General features: G+C 37.8%; 15 protein-coding genes and 8 tRNA genes. 19 read left to right on the plus strand and 4 right to left on the minus strand.

All coding sequences use genetic code 11. The annotated features are described in order from the left end of the window. The first annotated feature begins 27 nt into the window (after positions 1-27). The 14 genes from ACAN53_RS00005 (at position 28) to ACAN53_RS00070 (ending at position 10,307) form a co-directional block, all read left to right on the plus strand. Positions 28-100, plus strand: a tRNA-Phe gene (locus ACAN53_RS00005). Between the two features lie 21 nt (positions 101-121). Beyond that, positions 122-194: transfer RNA gene (locus ACAN53_RS00010), tRNA-Thr, on the plus strand. An 11-nt stretch (positions 195-205) separates the two neighbouring features. Then, positions 206-277: transfer RNA gene (locus ACAN53_RS00015), tRNA-Lys, on the plus strand. Positions 278-284: 7 nt separating this feature from the next. Beyond that, a tRNA-Gly gene (locus ACAN53_RS00020) sits at positions 285-355 on the plus strand. An 11-nt stretch (positions 356-366) separates the two neighbouring features. Further along, positions 367-443, plus strand: a tRNA-Ile gene (locus ACAN53_RS00025). Positions 444-461: 18 nt separating this feature from the next. Continuing rightward, positions 462-536, plus strand: a tRNA-Asn gene (locus ACAN53_RS00030). Positions 537-539: 3 nt separating this feature from the next. Continuing rightward, positions 540-630, plus strand: a tRNA-Ser gene (locus ACAN53_RS00035). A 1-nt stretch (position 631) separates the two neighbouring features. After that, positions 632-703, plus strand: a tRNA-Glu gene (locus ACAN53_RS00040). Positions 704-992: 289 nt separating this feature from the next. After that, positions 993-1,934, plus strand: coding sequence for an L-lactate dehydrogenase (locus ACAN53_RS00045; RefSeq protein WP_379965177.1), 942 nt, complete (start codon positions 993-995; stop codon positions 1,932-1,934). Positions 1,935-2,411: 477 nt separating this feature from the next. Continuing rightward, on the plus strand, positions 2,412-4,343 hold the full coding sequence (gene glgB / locus ACAN53_RS00050; protein ID WP_379965180.1) for a 1,4-alpha-glucan branching enzyme: 1,932 nt from the start codon (positions 2,412-2,414) through the stop codon (positions 4,341-4,343). After that, positions 4,291-5,421: a glucose-1-phosphate adenylyltransferase gene (locus ACAN53_RS00055; protein WP_463323058.1), complete on the plus strand. Its 1,131-nt coding sequence runs from the start codon at positions 4,291-4,293 to the stop codon at positions 5,419-5,421. Before glgB ends, ACAN53_RS00055 begins: the two co-directional genes overlap by 53 nt. A gap of 29 nt (positions 5,422-5,450) precedes the next feature. Then, positions 5,451-6,470: a glucose-1-phosphate adenylyltransferase family protein gene (locus ACAN53_RS00060; RefSeq protein WP_379965183.1), complete on the plus strand. Its 1,020-nt coding sequence runs from the start codon at positions 5,451-5,453 to the stop codon at positions 6,468-6,470. Next, a complete protein-coding gene (glgA, locus tag ACAN53_RS00065) occupies positions 6,467-7,906 on the plus strand; it encodes a glycogen synthase GlgA (protein ID WP_379965185.1) in 1,440 nt (479 codons plus the stop codon). Before ACAN53_RS00060 ends, glgA begins: the two co-directional genes overlap by 4 nt. Before the next feature lies 1 nt (position 7,907). Continuing rightward, entirely contained in the window at positions 7,908-10,307 is a 2,400-nt protein-coding gene (locus ACAN53_RS00070) for a glycogen/starch/alpha-glucan phosphorylase (protein ID WP_379965188.1), read from the plus strand. A gap of 31 nt (positions 10,308-10,338) precedes the next feature. Here the strand turns inward: ACAN53_RS00070 and ACAN53_RS00075 are convergent, their stop codons facing one another. Beyond that, positions 10,339-11,067, minus strand: a complete 729-nt coding sequence (locus tag ACAN53_RS00075; protein WP_379965191.1) for a lipase family protein — start codon at positions 11,065-11,067, stop codon at positions 10,339-10,341. An 81-nt stretch (positions 11,068-11,148) separates the two neighbouring features. Next, entirely contained in the window at positions 11,149-11,919 is a 771-nt protein-coding gene (locus tag ACAN53_RS00080; RefSeq protein ID WP_379965194.1) for a TIGR00266 family protein, read from the minus strand. A 287-nt stretch (positions 11,920-12,206) separates the two neighbouring features. Between ACAN53_RS00080 and ACAN53_RS00085 the strand changes: the two genes are divergently transcribed. Then, on the plus strand, positions 12,207-12,407 hold the full coding sequence (locus ACAN53_RS00085) for a cold-shock protein (protein WP_379965197.1): 201 nt from the start codon (positions 12,207-12,209) through the stop codon (positions 12,405-12,407). A 124-nt stretch (positions 12,408-12,531) separates the two neighbouring features. On the opposite strand, the gene ACAN53_RS00090 is transcribed toward ACAN53_RS00085, so the two are convergent. Continuing rightward, the gene (locus ACAN53_RS00090; protein WP_379965200.1) at positions 12,532-13,245 is read right to left on the minus strand and encodes a TraR/DksA C4-type zinc finger protein; all 714 of its coding nucleotides are present in this window, start codon (positions 13,243-13,245) and stop codon (positions 12,532-12,534) included. A 120-nt stretch (positions 13,246-13,365) separates the two neighbouring features. After that, positions 13,366-14,313 (minus strand): 1,4-dihydroxy-2-naphthoate polyprenyltransferase, encoded by a 948-nt coding sequence (locus tag ACAN53_RS00095; protein WP_379965203.1) that lies wholly within the window; start codon positions 14,311-14,313, stop codon positions 13,366-13,368. Between the two features lie 183 nt (positions 14,314-14,496). On the opposite strand from ACAN53_RS00095, the gene ACAN53_RS00100 reads away from it, so the two are divergent. From ACAN53_RS00100 to menB, 4 genes are read left to right on the plus strand one after another with little or no spacing between them, the layout of a single operon-like run. Then, on the plus strand, positions 14,497-15,873 hold the full coding sequence (locus tag ACAN53_RS00100) for an isochorismate synthase (RefSeq protein ID WP_379965206.1): 1,377 nt from the start codon (positions 14,497-14,499) through the stop codon (positions 15,871-15,873). Next, positions 15,870-17,615, plus strand: coding sequence for a 2-succinyl-5-enolpyruvyl-6-hydroxy-3-cyclohexene-1-carboxylic-acid synthase (menD, locus tag ACAN53_RS00105; protein ID WP_379965209.1), 1,746 nt, complete (start codon positions 15,870-15,872; stop codon positions 17,613-17,615). Before ACAN53_RS00100 ends, menD begins: the two co-directional genes overlap by 4 nt. Next, positions 17,608-18,420, plus strand: a complete 813-nt coding sequence (menH, locus tag ACAN53_RS00110) for a 2-succinyl-6-hydroxy-2,4-cyclohexadiene-1-carboxylate synthase (RefSeq protein WP_379965212.1) — start codon at positions 17,608-17,610, stop codon at positions 18,418-18,420. Before menD ends, menH begins: the two co-directional genes overlap by 8 nt. An 11-nt stretch (positions 18,421-18,431) precedes the next feature. Next, the gene (gene menB / locus ACAN53_RS00115) at positions 18,432-19,250 is read left to right on the plus strand and encodes a 1,4-dihydroxy-2-naphthoyl-CoA synthase (protein ID WP_379965215.1); all 819 of its coding nucleotides are present in this window, start codon (positions 18,432-18,434) and stop codon (positions 19,248-19,250) included. The last annotated feature ends 88 nt before the right edge of the window (positions 19,251-19,338 follow it).

The raw sequence follows: 19,338 nt of genomic DNA on the forward strand, positions 1-19,338 counted from the left end.
GTTCGAGTCCCGTCCGGACCGCCATTTGGCTCGGTAGCTCAGTCGGTAGAGCAGAGGACTGAAAATCCTCGTGTCGGCGGTTCGATTCCGTCCCGAGCCACTTTAGTAGTTTTAGAGTGTTGCCGACTTAGCTCAATTGGTAGAGCAACTGAATCGTAATCAGTAGGTTGGGGGTTCAAGTCCTCTAGTCGGCATTTCTTATTTTGAGCCATTAGCTCAGTGGTAGAGCATCTGACTTTTAATCAGAGGGTCGAAGGTTCAAGTCCTTCATGGCTCACATTTATGCGGGTGTAGTTTAATGGTAGAACTCCAGCCTTCCAAGCTGATAGCGTGGGTTCGATTCCCATCACCCGCTTTTTATTTAAAGGGCCTATAGCTCAGCTGGTTAGAGCGCACGCCTGATAAGCGTGAGGTCGATGGTTCGAGTCCATTTAGGCCCACCATATTTATTTAAAAATTATTCCGCAATAGCTCAGCGGTAGAGCAATCGGCTGTTAACCGATAGGTCGTAGGTTCGAATCCTACTTGCGGAGCCATATAGAGAAGTACCCAAGTGGCTCAAGGGGCTCCCCTGCTAAGGGAGTAGATCGGGTAACCGGTGCGAGGGTTCGAATCCCTTCTTCTCTGCCACGGCCCGTTGGTCAAGCGGTTAAGACACCGCCCTTTCACGGCGGTATCACGGGTTCGATTCCCGTACGGGTCATATTAAGAGTCAGCATATGCTGGCTCTTTTTACATGTTTTCTTTAGATTTCATCTATCTCCACTTTATGCCGCTATTTAAGCGGAGTAATGCCCTTACCTTATTTCTTTCTTCAGAAAAAACACTGACTATCTTCACAGTATTTATGTGAATCAATTCACAAAAACATCACAAAAAAAGAATAGAATAAAAAACATTTATGCTAAAATGTAATTGTTCAGAAGAAATTACACAGAATATAGAATGAATGGATTTATAAAGAAAACATAGAGAAAAAAGGAGAGTTTAACATGAAACAAAAAATTAATCGTGTTGTTTTAGTCGGAACTGGTGCCGTTGGTTGTAGTTACGCTTATTCAATGCTTAATCAAGGAGTAGCAGAAGAACTTGTACTCGTTGATGTAAATGAAGCAAAAGCAGAAGGCGAAGCAATGGATTTAAATCATGGTATTGCTTTCGCTCCATCTCCAACAAAGATCTGGAAAGGAAGCTATGCAGACTGCAAAGATGCAGATTTAGTTGTTATTACTGCTGGACTTCCACAAAAACCAGGTGAAACACGTTTAGATTTAGTTGAAAAGAATACAAAAATCTTTAAGCAAATCGTTCGTGGAATTATGGATAATGGTTTTGATGGAATCTTTTTAATTGCTACAAATCCAGTTGATATCTTAACATATGTTACATGGAAAGAATCTGGCCTACCTAAAGAACGCGTAATTGGTTCTGGTACTACTCTTGATACAGCACGTTTCCGCTATATGTTAAGTGATTATTTTGACGTTGATGCTCGTAACGTGCATGCTTATATTGTTGGTGAACATGGAGATACAGAACTTCCAGTATGGAGCCATGCTTCTATTGGTGTTCAAAAATTAGAAAAAGTATTAAAAAATGAACAGTATAGTCAAGAAGATTTAGATGCTATATTTGTAAATGTTCGTGATGCTGCTTACGATATTATTAATCGTAAAGGTGCAACATTCTATGGAATCGGCATGGCTCTCATGAGAGTTACAAAGGCGATTTTAAATAATGAAAATTGTATCTTAACAGTATCTGCCCATTTAAATGGAGAATATGGACAAAGTGATATATATGTTGGTGTTCCAGCTATTATAAATCGTAGTGGTGTACGTGAAGTAGTTGAAATTGAAATGAATGCAGATGAACGTGAAAAATTTGATCATTCCGTAAAAGTGTTAAAAGAAACAATGAGTCCTGTATTATAATACTAAATGGGAAAGTATAGTTTTATTAAAAGCTTCTCAAAATTTTTCATTTTGAGAAGCTTTTTTGTTACAATTTTTTGTATTTACAATTAATTTTCCCTTTTCTTACATTCCCTTTACACATCTGATTTACTATTAATGTATATAACTGATGATTTTATCTAGCATCAATCGACATTGGTTAGTTAGAATTAGATACTTTTATAATATAGTTCTTTCCGTAAAAGGACGGGATTCTGTATTATGAAACGCTTTCAATAAATATGCAGAATAAATACATCTCGTTTTAAAGAGGTTATAACTCTCACTGTAAGACACATAGAGACATAATATAAGTTTATTGTCTATATTTTGAACATCTGCATTTTTTTATGAAATATAGTACGTGTTTTCCCCTCTAGTAAAAGGAATATGAAAGCCTTTTGTAGAATAATAATTATAGTATTTGAAATCTTATGTACTTGAGAGGTGAAAGCTGTGGTCTTGACTCATCCTACAGATTATGACATACATCTGTTCCACGAGGGAAGTCTTTACAAGAGTTATAATATGCTTGGTGCACATCTCTCTTCAGAAAATGGAATAGAAGGAACCGTGTTTTCTGTTTGGGCGCCCCATGCAACTACTGTTAGTGTAGTAGGAAATTTTAACAATTGGGTTGGAAAAGAACATCACATGATTAAAGTCACCGAGGAAGGAATATGGTCATTGTTTATTCCTCAATTAAGGGAAAACGAGTTATATAAGTATGAGATACAAACGTCATACGGTAAAACAATTCTAAAATCAGATCCTTATGCGTTTTATTCAGAACTTCGCCCCCATACTGCCTCCATAGTTTATGATATCGGGAAGTTTGAGTGGAATGATGACAAGTGGTTCCGTAATAAAAAACGAAAGTCAATTTATGAAGAGCCATTTGCAGTATACGAACTACATTTTGGAACTTGGAAGAAAAAAGATGATGATTCACTCTACTCTTATAGAGAAATGGTAGATCTATTAATTCCGTATGTATTGGAGCATCATTTCACACATATTGAAATTATGCCATTAGTGGAACATCCTTACGATCGTTCTTGGGGATACCAAGGTACAGGATATTATTCTCCTACAAGTAGATACGGTACACCAGAGGATTTGATGTACTTTATTGATCAATGTCATCAAAACGGATTGGGCGTTTTATTAGATTGGGTACCTGGACATTATTGTAAAGATGCACATGGTCTATATATGTTTGACGGAGAACCCACATATGAATATTACGATTTCGATGTTCAGGAAAATCCGGTTTGGGGAACTGCAAACTTCGATTTAGGAAAGCCCGAAGTGCAATGTTTTCTCATTTCAAATGCTTTATTTTGGTTTGAAAACTATCATATAGACGGATTTCGCGTTGATGCTGTAGCAAATATGCTATATTGGAACGCTAATGGGCAGTTCAGTCGAAATGAAAATGCCGTGTTATTCTTACAAAAGCTAAATGAAGCAGTTTATGCAGCGCACCCCCATGCATTAATGATAGCGGAGGATTCAACGGATTGGCCGCTTGTTACAGCTCCTACCTACGACGGGGGACTTGGCTTTAATTATAAATGGAATATGGGATGGATGAATGACATCTTAAAATATATGGAATGTGAGCCTCAATATCGCAAGCATCTTCATGATAAAGTTACATTTTCACAGCTATATGCATATTCAGAAAATTTTATTTTGCCTTTATCTCATGATGAAGTTGTACACGGGAAAAAGTCCCTCCTAAATAAGATGCCAGGGGATTACTGGAGAAAGTTTGCACAACTGCGACTTTTATATGGATATTTCATTGCGCATCCTGGCAAGAAGCTTCTATTTATGGGCGGGGAATTTGGGCAGTTTGATGAATGGAAGGATCTTGATGATTTAGATTGGAATCTGCAGGAGTTTGAATTACATCGACTGATGCAAGTGTATTTTAAAGAGTTAATGAGTATTTATAAACGCTCTAAGCCTTTATATGAATTGGACCATAAGCAAGATGGATTCAGATGGATTGATGCAGATAATCGTGATCAAAGTATCTTTTCGTTTATTCGTTATGGTTCAAAAGAAAACGAATTATTAGTAATCATTTGTAATTTTACAGAATATGTTTATGAAAATTACAAAGTTGGCGTGCCATTACATGTTTCATACAATGAAATTTTAAATAGTGATGATATTCAATACGGCGGCTCTGGCCAAATAAATAAAAAAAGATTAAAACCAGTCAATAAGGAATTTCACAGTCAACCAGCTTATGTTGAAATGACAATACCGCCTTTTGGCATTTCTATTTTGCGACCAGTGAAAACAAGGAAGGGGAAGAGCGATGGCAATGAAAAAGAAATGCGTAGCAATGTTACTAGCAGGGGGAAAAGGTAGTCGGTTAAGTTCTTTAACAAAGAATTTAGCAAAGCCAGCTGTCCCATTCGGTGGAAAGTATCGTATTATTGATTTCACATTAAGCAATTGCGCCAATTCTGGTATCGAAACAGTTGGGGTTCTAACACAATATCAGCCGCTCGTTTTGCACTCCTACATTGGAATCGGAAGTGCTTGGGATTTAGATAGAAACGATGGAGGGGTTACTGTACTACCTCCTTATTCAGAATCCTCAGGCGTGAAATGGTATAAAGGAACTGCGAGTGCGATTTTCCAAAATTTAAATTATTTGAAGCAATACGATCCTGAATATGTCCTCATCTTGTCAGGCGATCATATATACAAAATGGACTATGATAAAATGCTTGATTATCATATGGAAAAAGATGCAGATGTTTCGATTTCTGTTATCACGGTACCTTGGGATGAAGCAAGTCGTTTCGGTATAATGAATACGAACGAAAATATGGACATTATAGAATTTGATGAAAAGCCTCAGGTGCCAAAAAGTAATTTGGCTTCCATGGGAATTTATATTTTCAAATGGTCTGTATTGAAAGAATTTTTAGAAATGGATGCACGAAATCCTGAATCTACCAATGATTTTGGTAAGGATGTTATTCCATTGTTATTAGAAGAAAACAAGAAGGTTGTAGCGTATCCGTTCGAAGGGTATTGGAAGGATGTAGGTACAGTTAAAAGCTTATGGGAAGCTAATATGGATTTGCTTAGTGAGGAATCTACATTGAATATGTATGATCGTAATTGGCGCATTTATTCTGTAAATCCAAATCAACCTCCGCAATATATTGCTCCATCAGCAACTATTGAAGAATCCCTTTTAAATGAAGGCTGTGTAGTCGAAGGGGAAGTTAAGCATTCTGTTTTATTTCAAGGCGTGTTAGTCGGAGAAGGATCTGTTATTACGGATTCCGTTATTATGCCGGATGCGGTAATAGGAAAAAATGTAACGATTGATCGCGCTATTGTAGCACCAGGTATGGTGATTGAAGATAATGCCATTATTCGTCCGTTAAAAAATGTAGAGGATGTAATACTAGTAGCTGAAGCTGAATAACATTTGAGAAGGAATGAGGAGGAGGATTTATGCTAGGAATAATAAATGCAACCAATGAATTTGATTCTTTAAGTAAACTAACGAAACATCGCTCATTAGCGGCGCTCCCTTTCGGAGGACGTTATCGGTTAATCGATTTCATGTTATCGAATATGGTGAATTCCGGAATACACAGTGTAGCCATTTTTACTGGACATGAGAATCGCTCGATTATGGACCATCTTGGCTCAGGAAAACAATGGGACTTAGACCGTAAACGAGATGGTTTATTTGTATTTACCCCAAATAGTAGATGTGGAAGAGTTGAATTTGGATCGTTTTTCCACCTTTTTCGCAACATCGATTATTTATTAAGAAGTAAGCAAGAATATGTGGTCATTTCAGCAGCACATATTGTAACCTCCATTAATTTTAAACCAATATTATTACGTCACATTGAAATGCAATCAGATATTACAGTAGTACAGTACCAGGATCGCTCTTTACAAACTTATATTATAAAGAAGGAATTGTTACTTTATTTAATTCAAGAGTATAAAGACGTAGAAAATATGAGCATTATGGATATCGTACGAAATAATCCTACTTCTCTTCGCATTCATCCATATGAAGCACAAGAATATGTTGCAATCATTGACTCAATCGAAAGCTATTATGAAAATAGTTTGGCTTTATTAAATCCAACTGTCTGGAAACAACTGTTTCATAATGAAGCCCCTATTTATACAAAAGTAAAAGATGAACCTCCTACAAGATATGGCAAGGATGCAAAAGTAAGCAATAGTATGATTGCTAATGGTAGCATTATAGGTGGGAAAGTAGAAAACAGCGTGTTGTTCCGTTCGGTGAAAATTGGAAAAGGATCTGTTGTTCGAAATAGCATTATTATGCAAAAGACTGTAATTGGAGAAAATTGCATTTTAGATGGAGTTATTTTAGACAAAGATGTAAAGATTGCAGATGGAACGGTTATAACAAAAGAAAACCAAGTCGAGTATCCATATGTTGTACAAAAAGGATTAGAACAAGGAGCGCTGATGAATTCGTGAAGATTTTATTCGCAGTATCCGAGTGTGTCCCCTTTATAAAATCTGGGGGATTAGCAGATGTAGCGGGCGCACTTCCTAAGGAATTAAAAAAACTAGACAATGATGTCCGAGTCATACTACCTAATTACAGTCTTATTCCTTGGCATATTAGACAAAATAGTGTTTTAAAAAAAGTCATATATGTCCAAATTGGTTGGAGAAAGCAATATTGTGCTATTTTAGAAACAAAGTATGATGGTATTACTTACTATTTACTTGATAATGAATACTACTTTAAACGTGATTCCTTATACGGTCATTACGATGATGCAGAACGATTTTCTTATTTTTCCAGAGCGGTGCTAAATTGCATTCCGCATCTGGATTTTGTTCCAGATGTATTGCACTGTCATGACTGGCATACAGCAATGATCCCTTTCTTACTTCGCGAGCAATATAAACATTTACCCATGTACGAAAACATTAAAACAGTTTTTACAATTCATAATTTGCAATTCCAAGGAATATTTCCTCGTAGTGTAATGGGAGAATTACTTGGTTTAGATGACAGATATTATTCAAATGATTATTTAGAATTTTATGGGAATATTAATTTTATGAAAGCTGGCATTGTGGCATCTGATGTAATTACGGCTGTAAGTCCAACATATAAAGAAGAAATTCAATATCCCTTCTTTGGAGAAAAGCTTGATGGTTTGCTTCGGGCGAATAACTACAAGCTTAAGGGTATTGTGAATGGGATAGATGATTCATTCTACAATCCTGAAACAGATGCATCCATTACATCACATTATGATGCGGATTCTTTAGAATCTAAGCAACTGAATAAAACGGCATTGCAACGTCAATTTGGGCTACCTGAAAAGGTACATACACCAGTCATTGCTATGGTGACACGTCTTACGAAGCAAAAAGGAATTGATTTAGTCCGTCATGTATTTCATGAAATGATGCAAGAGGATGTTCAATTTATAGTACTTGGATCCGGTGACCGTGAATATGAGGATTTCTTTAACTATATGGCCTATTTATATCCAGAAAAAGTTAAGGTGTATATTGGATTCAATGAATCACTTGCTCATCATGTTTATGCAGGGTCAGATATTTTTCTTATGCCTTCCTTATTTGAACCATGTGGGCTTGGACAACTTATTGCACTGCGTTACGGATCTATTCCAGTTGTAAGAGAAACAGGTGGATTAAATGATACTGTCCAGTCCTTTGATGAAATAGAAGAAACAGGAAATGGATTTAGTTTCAAGAATTTTAATGCTCACGATATGTTATATACGGTTCGACGTGCATTGTATTATTATCATCAACCGGACAAATGGACCAAGCTTGTAACAGGGGCGATGAGTCAAGATTATAGCTGGAAAGCATCAGCACAAAAGTATCTATCCCTATATGAAGAACTAGTTGACAGGAGTGAATAGGATGTTCTCAAGTAAAGAGGGCTTCAAAGCTGCATTTTTAGAAAAGTTGGAAACGACGTATGGGAAAAGCTTTAAAGACTCTACGACTCGTGATCAGTACAACACACTAGGTCATATGGTGCGAGAATATATTAGTTCACGATGGATTGATACGAATGAAAAAATCCGAACAGATAACAATAAACAAACCTATTATTTATCCATTGAATTTCTACTTGGAAGATTACTTGGTAGCAATTTATTGAATTTAGATATTTTAGAGATAAGCAGAGAAGGGTTAGCAGATCTAGGAATTAGTTTAGATGAATTGGAAGAGAACGAATCAGATGCAGGATTAGGAAACGGCGGTTTAGGGCGCCTTGCAGCTTGTTTCTTGGATTCACTTGCATCACTTAACCTTCCAGGACATGGTTTTGGTATTCGGTATAAACACGGTTTATTTGATCAAAAAATAGTGGATGGATACCAAGTTGAGCTGCCAGAACAATGGTTACGAAATGGGAATGTATGGGAACTGCGGAGACAAGATCAGGCAGTGGAAGTTAACTTTTGGGGACAAGTAGAGTCCTCGAACGTGAATGGAAGACTAGAATTTTATCATAACAATCCGGAGACAATTATGGCGATTCCGTATGATGTACCTATTGTTGGGTATCATACGGATACCGTGAATACACTTCGTCTGTGGAGTGCGGAGCCTACGCCATTCCCGCCGAATAATAAAAATGTACTCGTTTATAAGCGAGAAACGGAATCTGTATCTGAATTTTTGTATCCAGATGATACGCATGACGAAGGAAAAATACTTCGTTTGAAGCAGCAATATTTTCTTGTTTCTTCTAGTTTACGAAATATTATACGTCTGCATAAGGATCGCAATGGTACATTAAAGAATCTACATGAAAAGGTAGCCATTCATATTAACGATACACATCCCGTGCTTGCTATTCCTGAATTAATGCGAGTGTTGCTAGACGAGGAACGCATGGATTGGGATGAAGCATGGTACATTACGATGAATACTATTTCATATACCAATCATACTACTCTCTCAGAAGCACTTGAAAAGTGGCCGATTCATATTTTTCAGCCACTTCTGCCACGTATTTTCATGATTGTGAATGAAATTAATGAAAGATTTTGTCGTGATTTATGGAATCGGTATCCTTATGATTGGAAACGAATTGAGAATATGGCTATTATCGCTGATGGTCTTGTGAAAATGGCACATCTTGCTGTTGTGGGTAGTCATAGTGTAAATGGTGTGGCACACATTCACACAGAGATTTTGAAGAAGCGGGAGATGCGATTGTTTCATGAGTTTTATCCAAATAAGTTTAATAATAAAACGAATGGAATTACGCATAGAAGATGGTTATTAAAAGCCAACCCGGAACTTACAAAGCTATTAGTAGATAGTATTGGTTCTGATTGGATAGCAGATCCAACAAAGCTCAAATCTTTATTAGCATATAAAAAGGATGCTTCATTTTTACAGGAATTCGAGGCTGTAAAGAAGCTTCGTAAAGAAAAGTTAGCACAGCGTATATTACAAAAGACAGGCATTGTCATTGATACACAGTCTATTTTTGATGTACAAGTAAAACGACTCCATGCGTATAAACGCCAGCTTTTGAATGTACTTCATATCATGTATTTATACAATCGGTTAAAAGAGGATTCAACGTTTACAATGCAACCACGTACCTTTATATTTGGAGCTAAGGCTTCTCCAGGTTATTATTATGCAAAGAAAATTATTAAATTGATAAATGATATCGCTGTTAAGGTCAACCATGATCCGCAAACAAATAGTGTTTTGAAAGTTATCTTTTTAGAAAATTACCGTGTATCTCTTGCAGAAGAAATTTTCCCAGCATCTGACGTAAGTGAGCAAATTTCAACAGCTAGTAAGGAAGCTTCTGGAACAGGAAATATGAAGTTTATGATGAACGGGGCGATTACTGTTGGAACTCTTGACGGTGCTAACGTCGAGATACGCGATGAAGTCGGGGATGAAAACATATTTATTTTCGGGCTTACAGCTGAAGAAGTGCTACATTATTACAGCAATGGTGGATATCGATCAAGTGATTATTATCATCATGATCTACGAATTACAAAAGTTGTGAATCAGTTTGTAAATGGATTTTTCTCTGATGGGGATGATGAATTTGGAACCATTTATGATTCTCTCATCACACAAAATGATGAATATTTTGTATTACGAGATTTTGCTCCGTATATAGATGTGCAGGAAAAAGTGGGAAAAGCCTATCAAGATCGCAAGAAATGGTTAGAGATGAGCATAACGAATGTTGCAAAGTCAGGATATTTCACGAGTGATCGTACCATTAAGCAATATGCAGATGAAATATGGAATATCAAACCGATTTTTTGAGGGAACAGGTGCCTATAAGCACCTGTTTTTTTTATGCCCATGTTTGTATAGCATTCATGTAGGATGAAATATCATGATTTTTAGTAATGGATCCTAAGTTAGAAGTAAAGGTTACGGCATGATTTATATGGTAATACTCCCATATACGATTGATTTTTTCAATCTTCACATTTCTTGGGGGCAAAAGAGGAACAATATCAAATAAATTGACAAATCGAATGCTGTTTGCAACCTGTAGGTTATAATAGTTTCGAAATGCAAGATCTCCTACTTTTGGAGCACCGAAGTTATAGAGAATATATTTGCTAAACGAAGTATTGACTCTGGCATCTAACATGTGGAGGACAGCAAGTGCTCCCCCTAAACTATGACCAGTTATCAGAAGAGATTTATCTGAGGAAAGAGTAGCTAGTGTATCCATAATGGTGTCACGACACGTTTCATATATAGAAAGAAAGCCACTGTGAACATTGCCGCTGTTTGGGGTATATGGATATTCCCGTTGATTGACTAAAGAATCTGCAATCCAATCTGGATCAGATTGTGTACCGCGAAAGGCAACAATAATATAATCATCTGATTCTAGAATAAAGCCAAACCATTCCAACGCCTCAATTGCCTTTGCCTTGAAGCCTAAAACATATTGAAATCCATCCGGAATAGAAAAGTGACCATCTTGTCTATTCTGCTCATAGGTTAATGCGCAGCAATTCGCAAGTAAAAAGCTTAGGTCTTTGTCGATGGTAGAAAATGTGAGCAAGGAAGAACCTCCCATATGAGTGTAGTGTTGCTTACATGAAAGCAACACTACATTATATGAAGGCTCAATATAATCCATTCGTTAGTCAATCAAACGTCCCAATCCGCCAAGAACGCTACCTTCATCGGTTTTTACTCCAGCCGATCCATTAATACGCTGTGCAAGACGACTCAATGTGAGGGATTGAACCCAAACGGTACCAGGTCCTTCTAGTGTAGCAAAAAATAACCCTTCACCACCAAACAATGCTGTTTTCACATTTCCTGCAAGTTGGATATCGTAGTGTACGTCTTTCGTTAATGCTACTAAGCAACCTGTATCAACGCGAAGTCGCTCCCCGCGTTGCAGCTCTTTTTGAAAAATTGTGCCGCCTGCATGAATAAATGCTAAGCCGTCACCTTCAAGTTTTTGCATAATAAATCCTTCGCCCCCGAAGAATCCAGTACCAAGTTTCTTAGTAAACTCAACGCCAATAGAAACTCCTTTTGCTGCACAAAGAAAGGCATCTTTTTGGCAAATTAATTTCTCATTGTATTGACTTAAGTCAATAGGGATAATTTTCCCTGGATAAGATGCTGCAAAGGAGACAGAACGCTTTGCATTATCGGTATTTGTAAATACTGTCATGAACAGGCTTTCTCCGGTTGCCATTCGTTTTCCAGCACCAAGTATCTTACCAAAAAGCCCCTTTTGTTCGGAGCCATCTCCGAAAATAGTTTCCATTGTAATGCCGTCTTCCATCATCATAAGTGCGCCAGCTTCGGCAACTACACTTTCTTGAGGGTCCAGTTCAATTTGAACAAACTGCATATCATCGCCATACAACTTATAGTCAATCTCATGGGATCTCATGGATTATCTCCTCTCTATTCAAAAATAAATGTACCAATTCTATTGTAACGAAAGAACAACCGAGAAAAAATGAATTTTTTGTTAATATTTCCATTACACACATTATTTGTTTGACGGAATTTATTTAATTATGATACATTAAAAGTACTATTGAACTGCATATACTGGTACGGAAGTAGGTCAAATTTCTCATGTTCTTAGCATGCTAGACTTGAACAATTTCTTTATTTTCTTCCTTCGTATGTAGCGCAATTAGTTTTATTTTTTCAATTTTAGGAGGTAATACAATGCAAGTGGGTAAAGTAAAATGGTTTAATGGTGAAAAGGGCTATGGATTTATTCAAGGAGAAGACGGTAATGATGTATTTGTGCACTTCTCTGCTATTCAAGGTGAAGGATTTAAAACTTTAGAAGAAGGTCAAGAAGTTACTTTTGAAGTCGTTGAAGGAAACCGTGGACCTCAAGCTGCTAACGTTGTAAAAAAATAAAAAGTTATGAGCATTTCGCTTTGGTGAAATGCTCTTTTTGTAGGGATTGAATCATATTGATTCAACTAACTACCAGCGAAATAGGAATGGGCTGGTAGTTAGCTCTACTTTTTTTATAACGAAACTACTTATGTTTTATCTTGTTGTTTGTTGGAGAAACCTCATCATTGTCTAACATTTGTTCATATGCTTCATGATCATCTCCCAGATATGCTTTTGGATTCTTCCCATATATATCTGTTCCGATAAAATTTTCAAAATCCTCAACAACACCTCTAGGCTCATCACTATCTGTATACATCGTATTAAATTCTTTATAGTCTTGCCCACTTAAATCTGAAGGAGTATCAGAACTTCCATAACTTGCTACATCTTGCCATGCATCTTCTTCATCATAACCGATAAAGGAGTCTCGTTGTTTCTTCGTTACTACAGGTGTAATGATTTCTTCTTCTACTGGTCTGCTATCTTTTAATAAGCGATCGTTGGCGTGTTCCTTAGTTGTTACTGCAGTTGGCATGGCTTCTAGTCGCTCAAGTGGTATGATTTCACCGGATACTTCACAAATGCCATAATTGCCAGCTTCTATTCGTGCTAACGCATACTTAACATCCTCTAGTTGTTTATGGTGAAATTCCAGTAAACCAAAGTCTTTTTCCCGCTCGTACAATTCAGTGGCAATATCTCCAGGATGGTTATCGTAAAGGGAGAGTTCTCCTATGGATTCACTATGCGTTTGTCGATCTTCAGTTTCACGATTAGAAATACTTCTTTCTAGTTCTTCCTTTTCATGGGTTAATACTCGTTTAAAATGTTCAATTTGTCTTGGAGTTAGCATTAAGGCACCTTCCTTTTTTTTATATTGGTACTAGTATTTGCAACCGTATCAAAATTATAAGGAAAGGTGTTGAAACGAAAAAAAGGCAGCTATCTCTAGCTGCCTTTTCCATTGAGTCGTTTAGTATAGGAAAAATCCAAGTAACAGACCTATAGCAAATAAAAACCCAAAGATTGTGTTCATTTTTGAAGTGGCAATCATTGCTGGCATCATCTCGGCAGGCAAGCTTTTTCCGATAAATCCTCTTACTGCAGAAATGGCTTGCGGAAGGCTTAGGAATACGACTAAGATCCAAGGAGATACAATTCCACTAAATAGTAGAAATAACGCCCACGCATAGGATATGAAGAATATTGTTCCTAAAACAAAAATTGCATTTTTTCTTCCCACAAGAATAGCTAATGTTTTCCGACCATTTTCTTTATCTCCGTCAAGATCGCGAATATTATTCGCTAATAGAATCGATCCAATTAAAAGAGAAGCTGGTATGGCAATTAAAATTAAGTTGCTTGTAACTTCCCCTGTTTGAATAAAGAATGAAATTCCGATAATAACAATCCCCATAAATAATCCCGAAGTAAGTTCACCAAAAGGTGTGTAGGCAATCGGAATGGGACCCCCTGTATACAAATATCCAACTATAATACTGACTATGCCAACCAATGCAAGCCACCAGCTACTTTGTATACAAATAATAATTCCTAATAACAAAGCAGATGCAATGCATCCATACGCTAAATATAGGACGGTAGTCGGTTTAAATCCTTCGCGGACAATCGCACCGCCAATGCCGACGGATTTTTCATTGTCCAGTCCTCTTTTGAAATCAAAATATTCATTAAAAAGGTTCGTGGCCGTTTGAATGAGCATACATGCTAGTAGCATAATGATAAATAAAGGAAGATTGATTTTCATTGATCCCATCATTTGCAAAGCATATACAGTTCCGATTAAAACGGGAACAAAGGATGCAGTAAGGGTATGAGGACGAAGTAAGTTCCACCATACTTTAAAACGACTTTGCTTTGTTGTAGTATGCGTTAACGAAGAATTCGCTTCTGCTTTCATATGTTTGAATCCCCCAGTTCATAATAAGTACACAATTAAGTGTAGGAAAAGCCATGAGTAGTGTCAATGTTTAATTTATAGGAAACGACATGGTTTCTTACTAAAATGCTAATGATTGACACGGCTTTTATTAGGGGTGTAAATTAAACTTAAGTAGAGTTTTTTCGTAAGGAGGAGACACATATGATCGATATGAAACAACACAGAATGCAGCAATCGCTCCTCACTGCTGTAGATACACGAGAAGAAATGATTATAAGTACGGTTAAACAAGTGGAATGGATTGATCCACTCCTTTTTTATGCAGCCGGACGAAAATTAGGATATAAGGAGCGCTTTTATTGGTCCGATCCTACCCAGCGTATTACCATGGCAGGAATAGGATCTGTTTTAACATTTACTGCATCTTCAAAAAAGCGTTTTCATGAAATTCAAAACTTGTGGGAGAAAGTAAGTATAGACCACTCTCCATATGCATTCGGAACGGGACCGCTGTTGTTCGGTGGGTTCACGTTTGATCCGTTACAGGAAAAAACAGAAACGTGGAACTCATATTCCGATTCCACATTATGGCTACCGTCCTTTATGATTACATTAAAGGATGGTGAAGCGTGGTTAACTATAAATAAAATTGCACGTAAAGATGATCACGCACAAGATTTGAATGAAGAAATGAAAGAAGCAGTCCATCATTTACTTCAGCTAAGTAAGGAGCCATTATCTGATCATACCGTTTCTTATATACGTAAGCACGAGGGAAAGCTTGAGGACTGGGTTCAAACAGTAACCGCAGTTCAGACGGAAATGGAAGAAAAGAATGTTCCTAAGGTTGTTTTAGCGCGCGAAATGAAATTGGAAACGGATCGTGAAGTAGATTCAGCTAATGTGCTGGAGGCACTTCGAATCGGTCAACCTGGTTGCTATGTATTTGCGGTTGATTATAATGGATCATGTTTTTTAGGAGCAACTCCTGAGCGATTAGTTAAAAAGGAGAGAACAAAGTATACTTCAATGTGTCTTGCTGGCTCAATTGGTCGGGGAAAAACGGCAGAAGAAGATGAACGAAATGCAAAAGAATTATTATATGATGAAAAAAACCGAATTGAGCATGGATATGTTGTTGATAGTATACGAAAGATGATGGAAGAAGTATGTGAAAACATAGTCATTCCGCAAACACCGGGTATTATGAAAACAAAACATTTGATTCATTTGTATACACCCGTTGAAGCAAGTGGTACAAGCAGTTTATTGACTATGGTTGAAAAGTTGCATCCAACTCCTGCGCTAGGTGGAACGCCTCGTAATGAGGCGATGAGAATGATTCGTCAGCAGGAACAGATTGATCGTGGTTTATATGGCGGCCCAATTGGCTGGTTAGACAGCGAAGGAAACGGAGAATTTGCAGTAGGCATACGTTCGGGTTTAATTAAAGGAAATTATATTACTTTGTTTGCAGGATGTGGCATTGTAGCAGATTCGAAGGCTGAACTCGAATATGAAGAAACAAAAATGAAGTTTAAGCCTATGCTTACGGCCTTAGGAGGAAACACAGAATGAGTCATACAGAAGCATTGACCTATTATTTGGGATCGTTTGTTGATGAACTCGCGTACTTACATGTACGCGATGTTGTCATTAGCCCTGGTTCCCGTTCAACACCGTTAGCCTTGTTAATGGCTGAGCATGCAGACATTACTACATATTTACATGTAGATGAGCGTTCAGCTGCTTTTTTTGCACTTGGTATGGCAAAAGCAAAAAAACAGCCTGTTGTCTTGCTTTGTACTTCAGGTACGGCAGCAGCAAATTATTTTCCTGCTGTATGCGAAGCATTTCATTCTCGTGTACCACTTTTAGTATTAACCGCGGATCGTCCTCACGAGCTGCGCGACGTAGAAGCACCACAAGCAATGAATCAGATTGAGCTTTATGGTTCATTTGTAAAAAAATCATTTGAACTTGCACTTCCTGAGTCATCAGATAAGATGTATCGTTATATCCGTTCTTCAGCAAAGCGAGCTATTATGCTTAGTAAAGACGTACCAAACGGACCTGTTCATTTAAATTTTCCAATTCGTGAGCCGCTATTACCGGATTTTTCATTACCAGATATATGGAATAAAGGGAAAGTGTCTAGTCTGGAAATGGATGAAACAAGTATTCGTGTTCCATCTAAGCATTATGTTGAGACTTTAGCAAATCGCTTAAGTTATTTGGATAAAGGAATAATCGTTTGTGGAGATCAAAATGATCCCTTGCTGGCACAGGCTGTTACGGAATTGGCCCGAACATTACAATATCCAATTCTTGCAGATTCATTATCACAACTTCGATGCGGATACCATGATAAAACATTTATTATCGATTGTTATGATACGTTTTTACGAAATGAAAGCATCTCATCCAATTGGAAACCTGATGTAGTCATTCGTCTCGGCGCAATGCCTGTTTCAAAAGCACTTTCACAATTTATTAGCAAGCAAGATGCAGCTTTACATATTACGGTTGACGAAGCTGTCGCATGGCGAGATCCAGGGCGTATAACGAATGAAATGATTCATGCGAATGAAACACAATTTTGTAAGGAATTAGCGGAAAAGACTAAAGAGAAAAGGGAAAGCAATTGGATTCGCTCTTGGAAGATGATCAATCAAGTGTCCAAGAAACATCTTCTTGCCGTTCAAGATGATGAACACCCATTTGAAGGTAAGGTTATTACAGAAGTTGCACATTTGCTTCCAGACAAGGGAGCGTTATTTCTGAGCAATAGTATGCCAATTCGAGATGCAGATACCTTTTTACTCAATGAGGACAAGGAGCTTACTATCTACGCAAATCGTGGTGTAAATGGAATTGATGGTGTTATCTCCACTGCACTTGGTACAAGTATTTCGTCTGAACCTCTTGTTCTTGTTATTGGTGATTTAGCCTTTTATCATGATTTAAATGGCTTGCTTGCGGCGAAACTTCATCAACTGAATGCGACGATTGTTATCGTGAATAATGATGGAGGTGGAATCTTTTCTTTTCTTCCACAGCATGAGCAACAGAAACATTTTGAAACATTATTTGGAACGCCGCTTGGTTTAGATTATGAACATGTAGTTAAGATGTATGGCGGTACATTCAGTCGCCCGCAATCATGGCAGCAATTTCGTGAATACGTGAAGGATGGAATAGCCCTACAGGGACTCCATGTTATCGAATGGCGGACTGATCGTGAAAGTAATATGCGTATGCACCGTGATCTTTGGACAACCATATCGAAGGAAATTGACAATGTGTTGCGGCATGATTAAACTTGGCGGGGTTATGTACGATGTGGAAGAGATTGGCGAGGGGGAGCCCCTTCTTCTTCTGCACGGTTTTACGGGAAGCAAAGAAACATGGCAGTCCTTTCTTTCTTCATGGAGCAAACACTTTCGTGTGATCGCCGTTGATTTGCTAGGACATGGAAAAACGGAGCATCCAGTAGATGAAGCACGGTACAATATAGAAGTAGTTGCACAGGATTTATGTATGTTAGTAGATCGTCTGCATGTAGAGCAGGTACATATTCTTGGTTATTCCATGGGGGGAAGGCTTGCCATTACATTTGCAAGTTTGTATCCTAAGCGGGTTTGTTCCCTCGTTTTAGAAAGTACGACTGCAGGTTTAGAAGAAAAGGAAGAACGGAAAGCACGTGTGCAAAAAGATCGTAAGCTAGCAGATTTTATTGAAACAGCTGGTATCCCCGCTTTTGTTGACAAATGGGAAGAGGTTCCATTGTTTGCTTCGCAAAAACATTTATCAAAATCATCTCGTGATCGTCTTCGTAATGAACGATTGCGAAACAATGAGATTGGACTTGCAAATAGCTTACGAGGTATGGGGACAGGAGTTCAGCCTTCCTGGTGGCATCAGTTACATAAGTTTCAAATGCCTGTATTACTTCTTTGCGGTGAATATGATAAAAAGTTTATAGGGATTCTATCACGTATGGAACATATGCTGCCAAATGCAAAGTTTATACAAATTTCTGATGCAGGCCATGCAATTCATGTGGAACAACCGGAAAAGTTTGATACAATAGTAATGGGATTTTTGAATAGTTTGACGAATTAGGAGGTAATTTGATGACAAGAGAGTGGAATATTCAAGGTTCATATGAAGATATCATTTATTCTACATACAATGGTATTGCTAAGGTTTCTATCAATCGCCCTCATGTGCATAATGCATTCCGACCAAAAACCGTTATGGAAATGATCGATGCATTTGCGCGTGCTCGCGATGATGAAAATATTGGCGTTATTATTTTAACAGGTGAAGGCGGACGTGCATTTTGTTCCGGCGGAGACCAAAAGGTTCGCGGCAATGGTGGATACGTTGGAGATGATCAAATCCCTCGCTTAAACGTGCTTGATTTGCAACGCCTAATGCGTGCAATTCCAAAACCAGTTATTGCGATGGTTGCAGGTTATGCAATCGGCGGTGGTCATGTTCTTCATATTGTAGCTGACTTAACCATTGCAGCTGAAAATGCTGTCTTTGGACAAACTGGTCCGAAGGTAGGAAGCTTTGACGGTGGATATGGTGCTGGTTACTTAGCACGTATCGTAGGACATAAGAAAGCACGTGAAATTTGGTACTTATGCCGTCAATACGGTGCACAGGAAGCTCTAGATATGGGTCTTGTAAATAAAGTAGTACCATTAGAACAATTAGAAGATGAAACGGTACAATGGGCAGAAGAAATTCTAGAAAAAAGTCCGATGGCAATCCGCTTCTTGAAGGCTGCATTTAATGCTGATACGGATGGTCTAGCAGGTATTCAACAATTAGCAGGTGATGCAACACTTCTTTACTATACTTCAGATGAAGCAAAAGAAGGACGCGATGCCTTTAAGGAAAAACGTTCACCAGATTTCGGACAATTTCCTCGTTTTCCTTGATGATAAGATAATAAGGACTGGTGCTCATTTGAGTGCCAGTTTTTTTGTTGGTATATAATAATACATATAGAAAATGGTTCTAGAAAGA

It is taken from the genome of Ectobacillus soli (genome assembly GCF_042610425.1).
In the GTDB taxonomy this organism is placed as follows: Bacteria; Bacillota; Bacilli; order Bacillales; family Bacillaceae_G; genus Ectobacillus.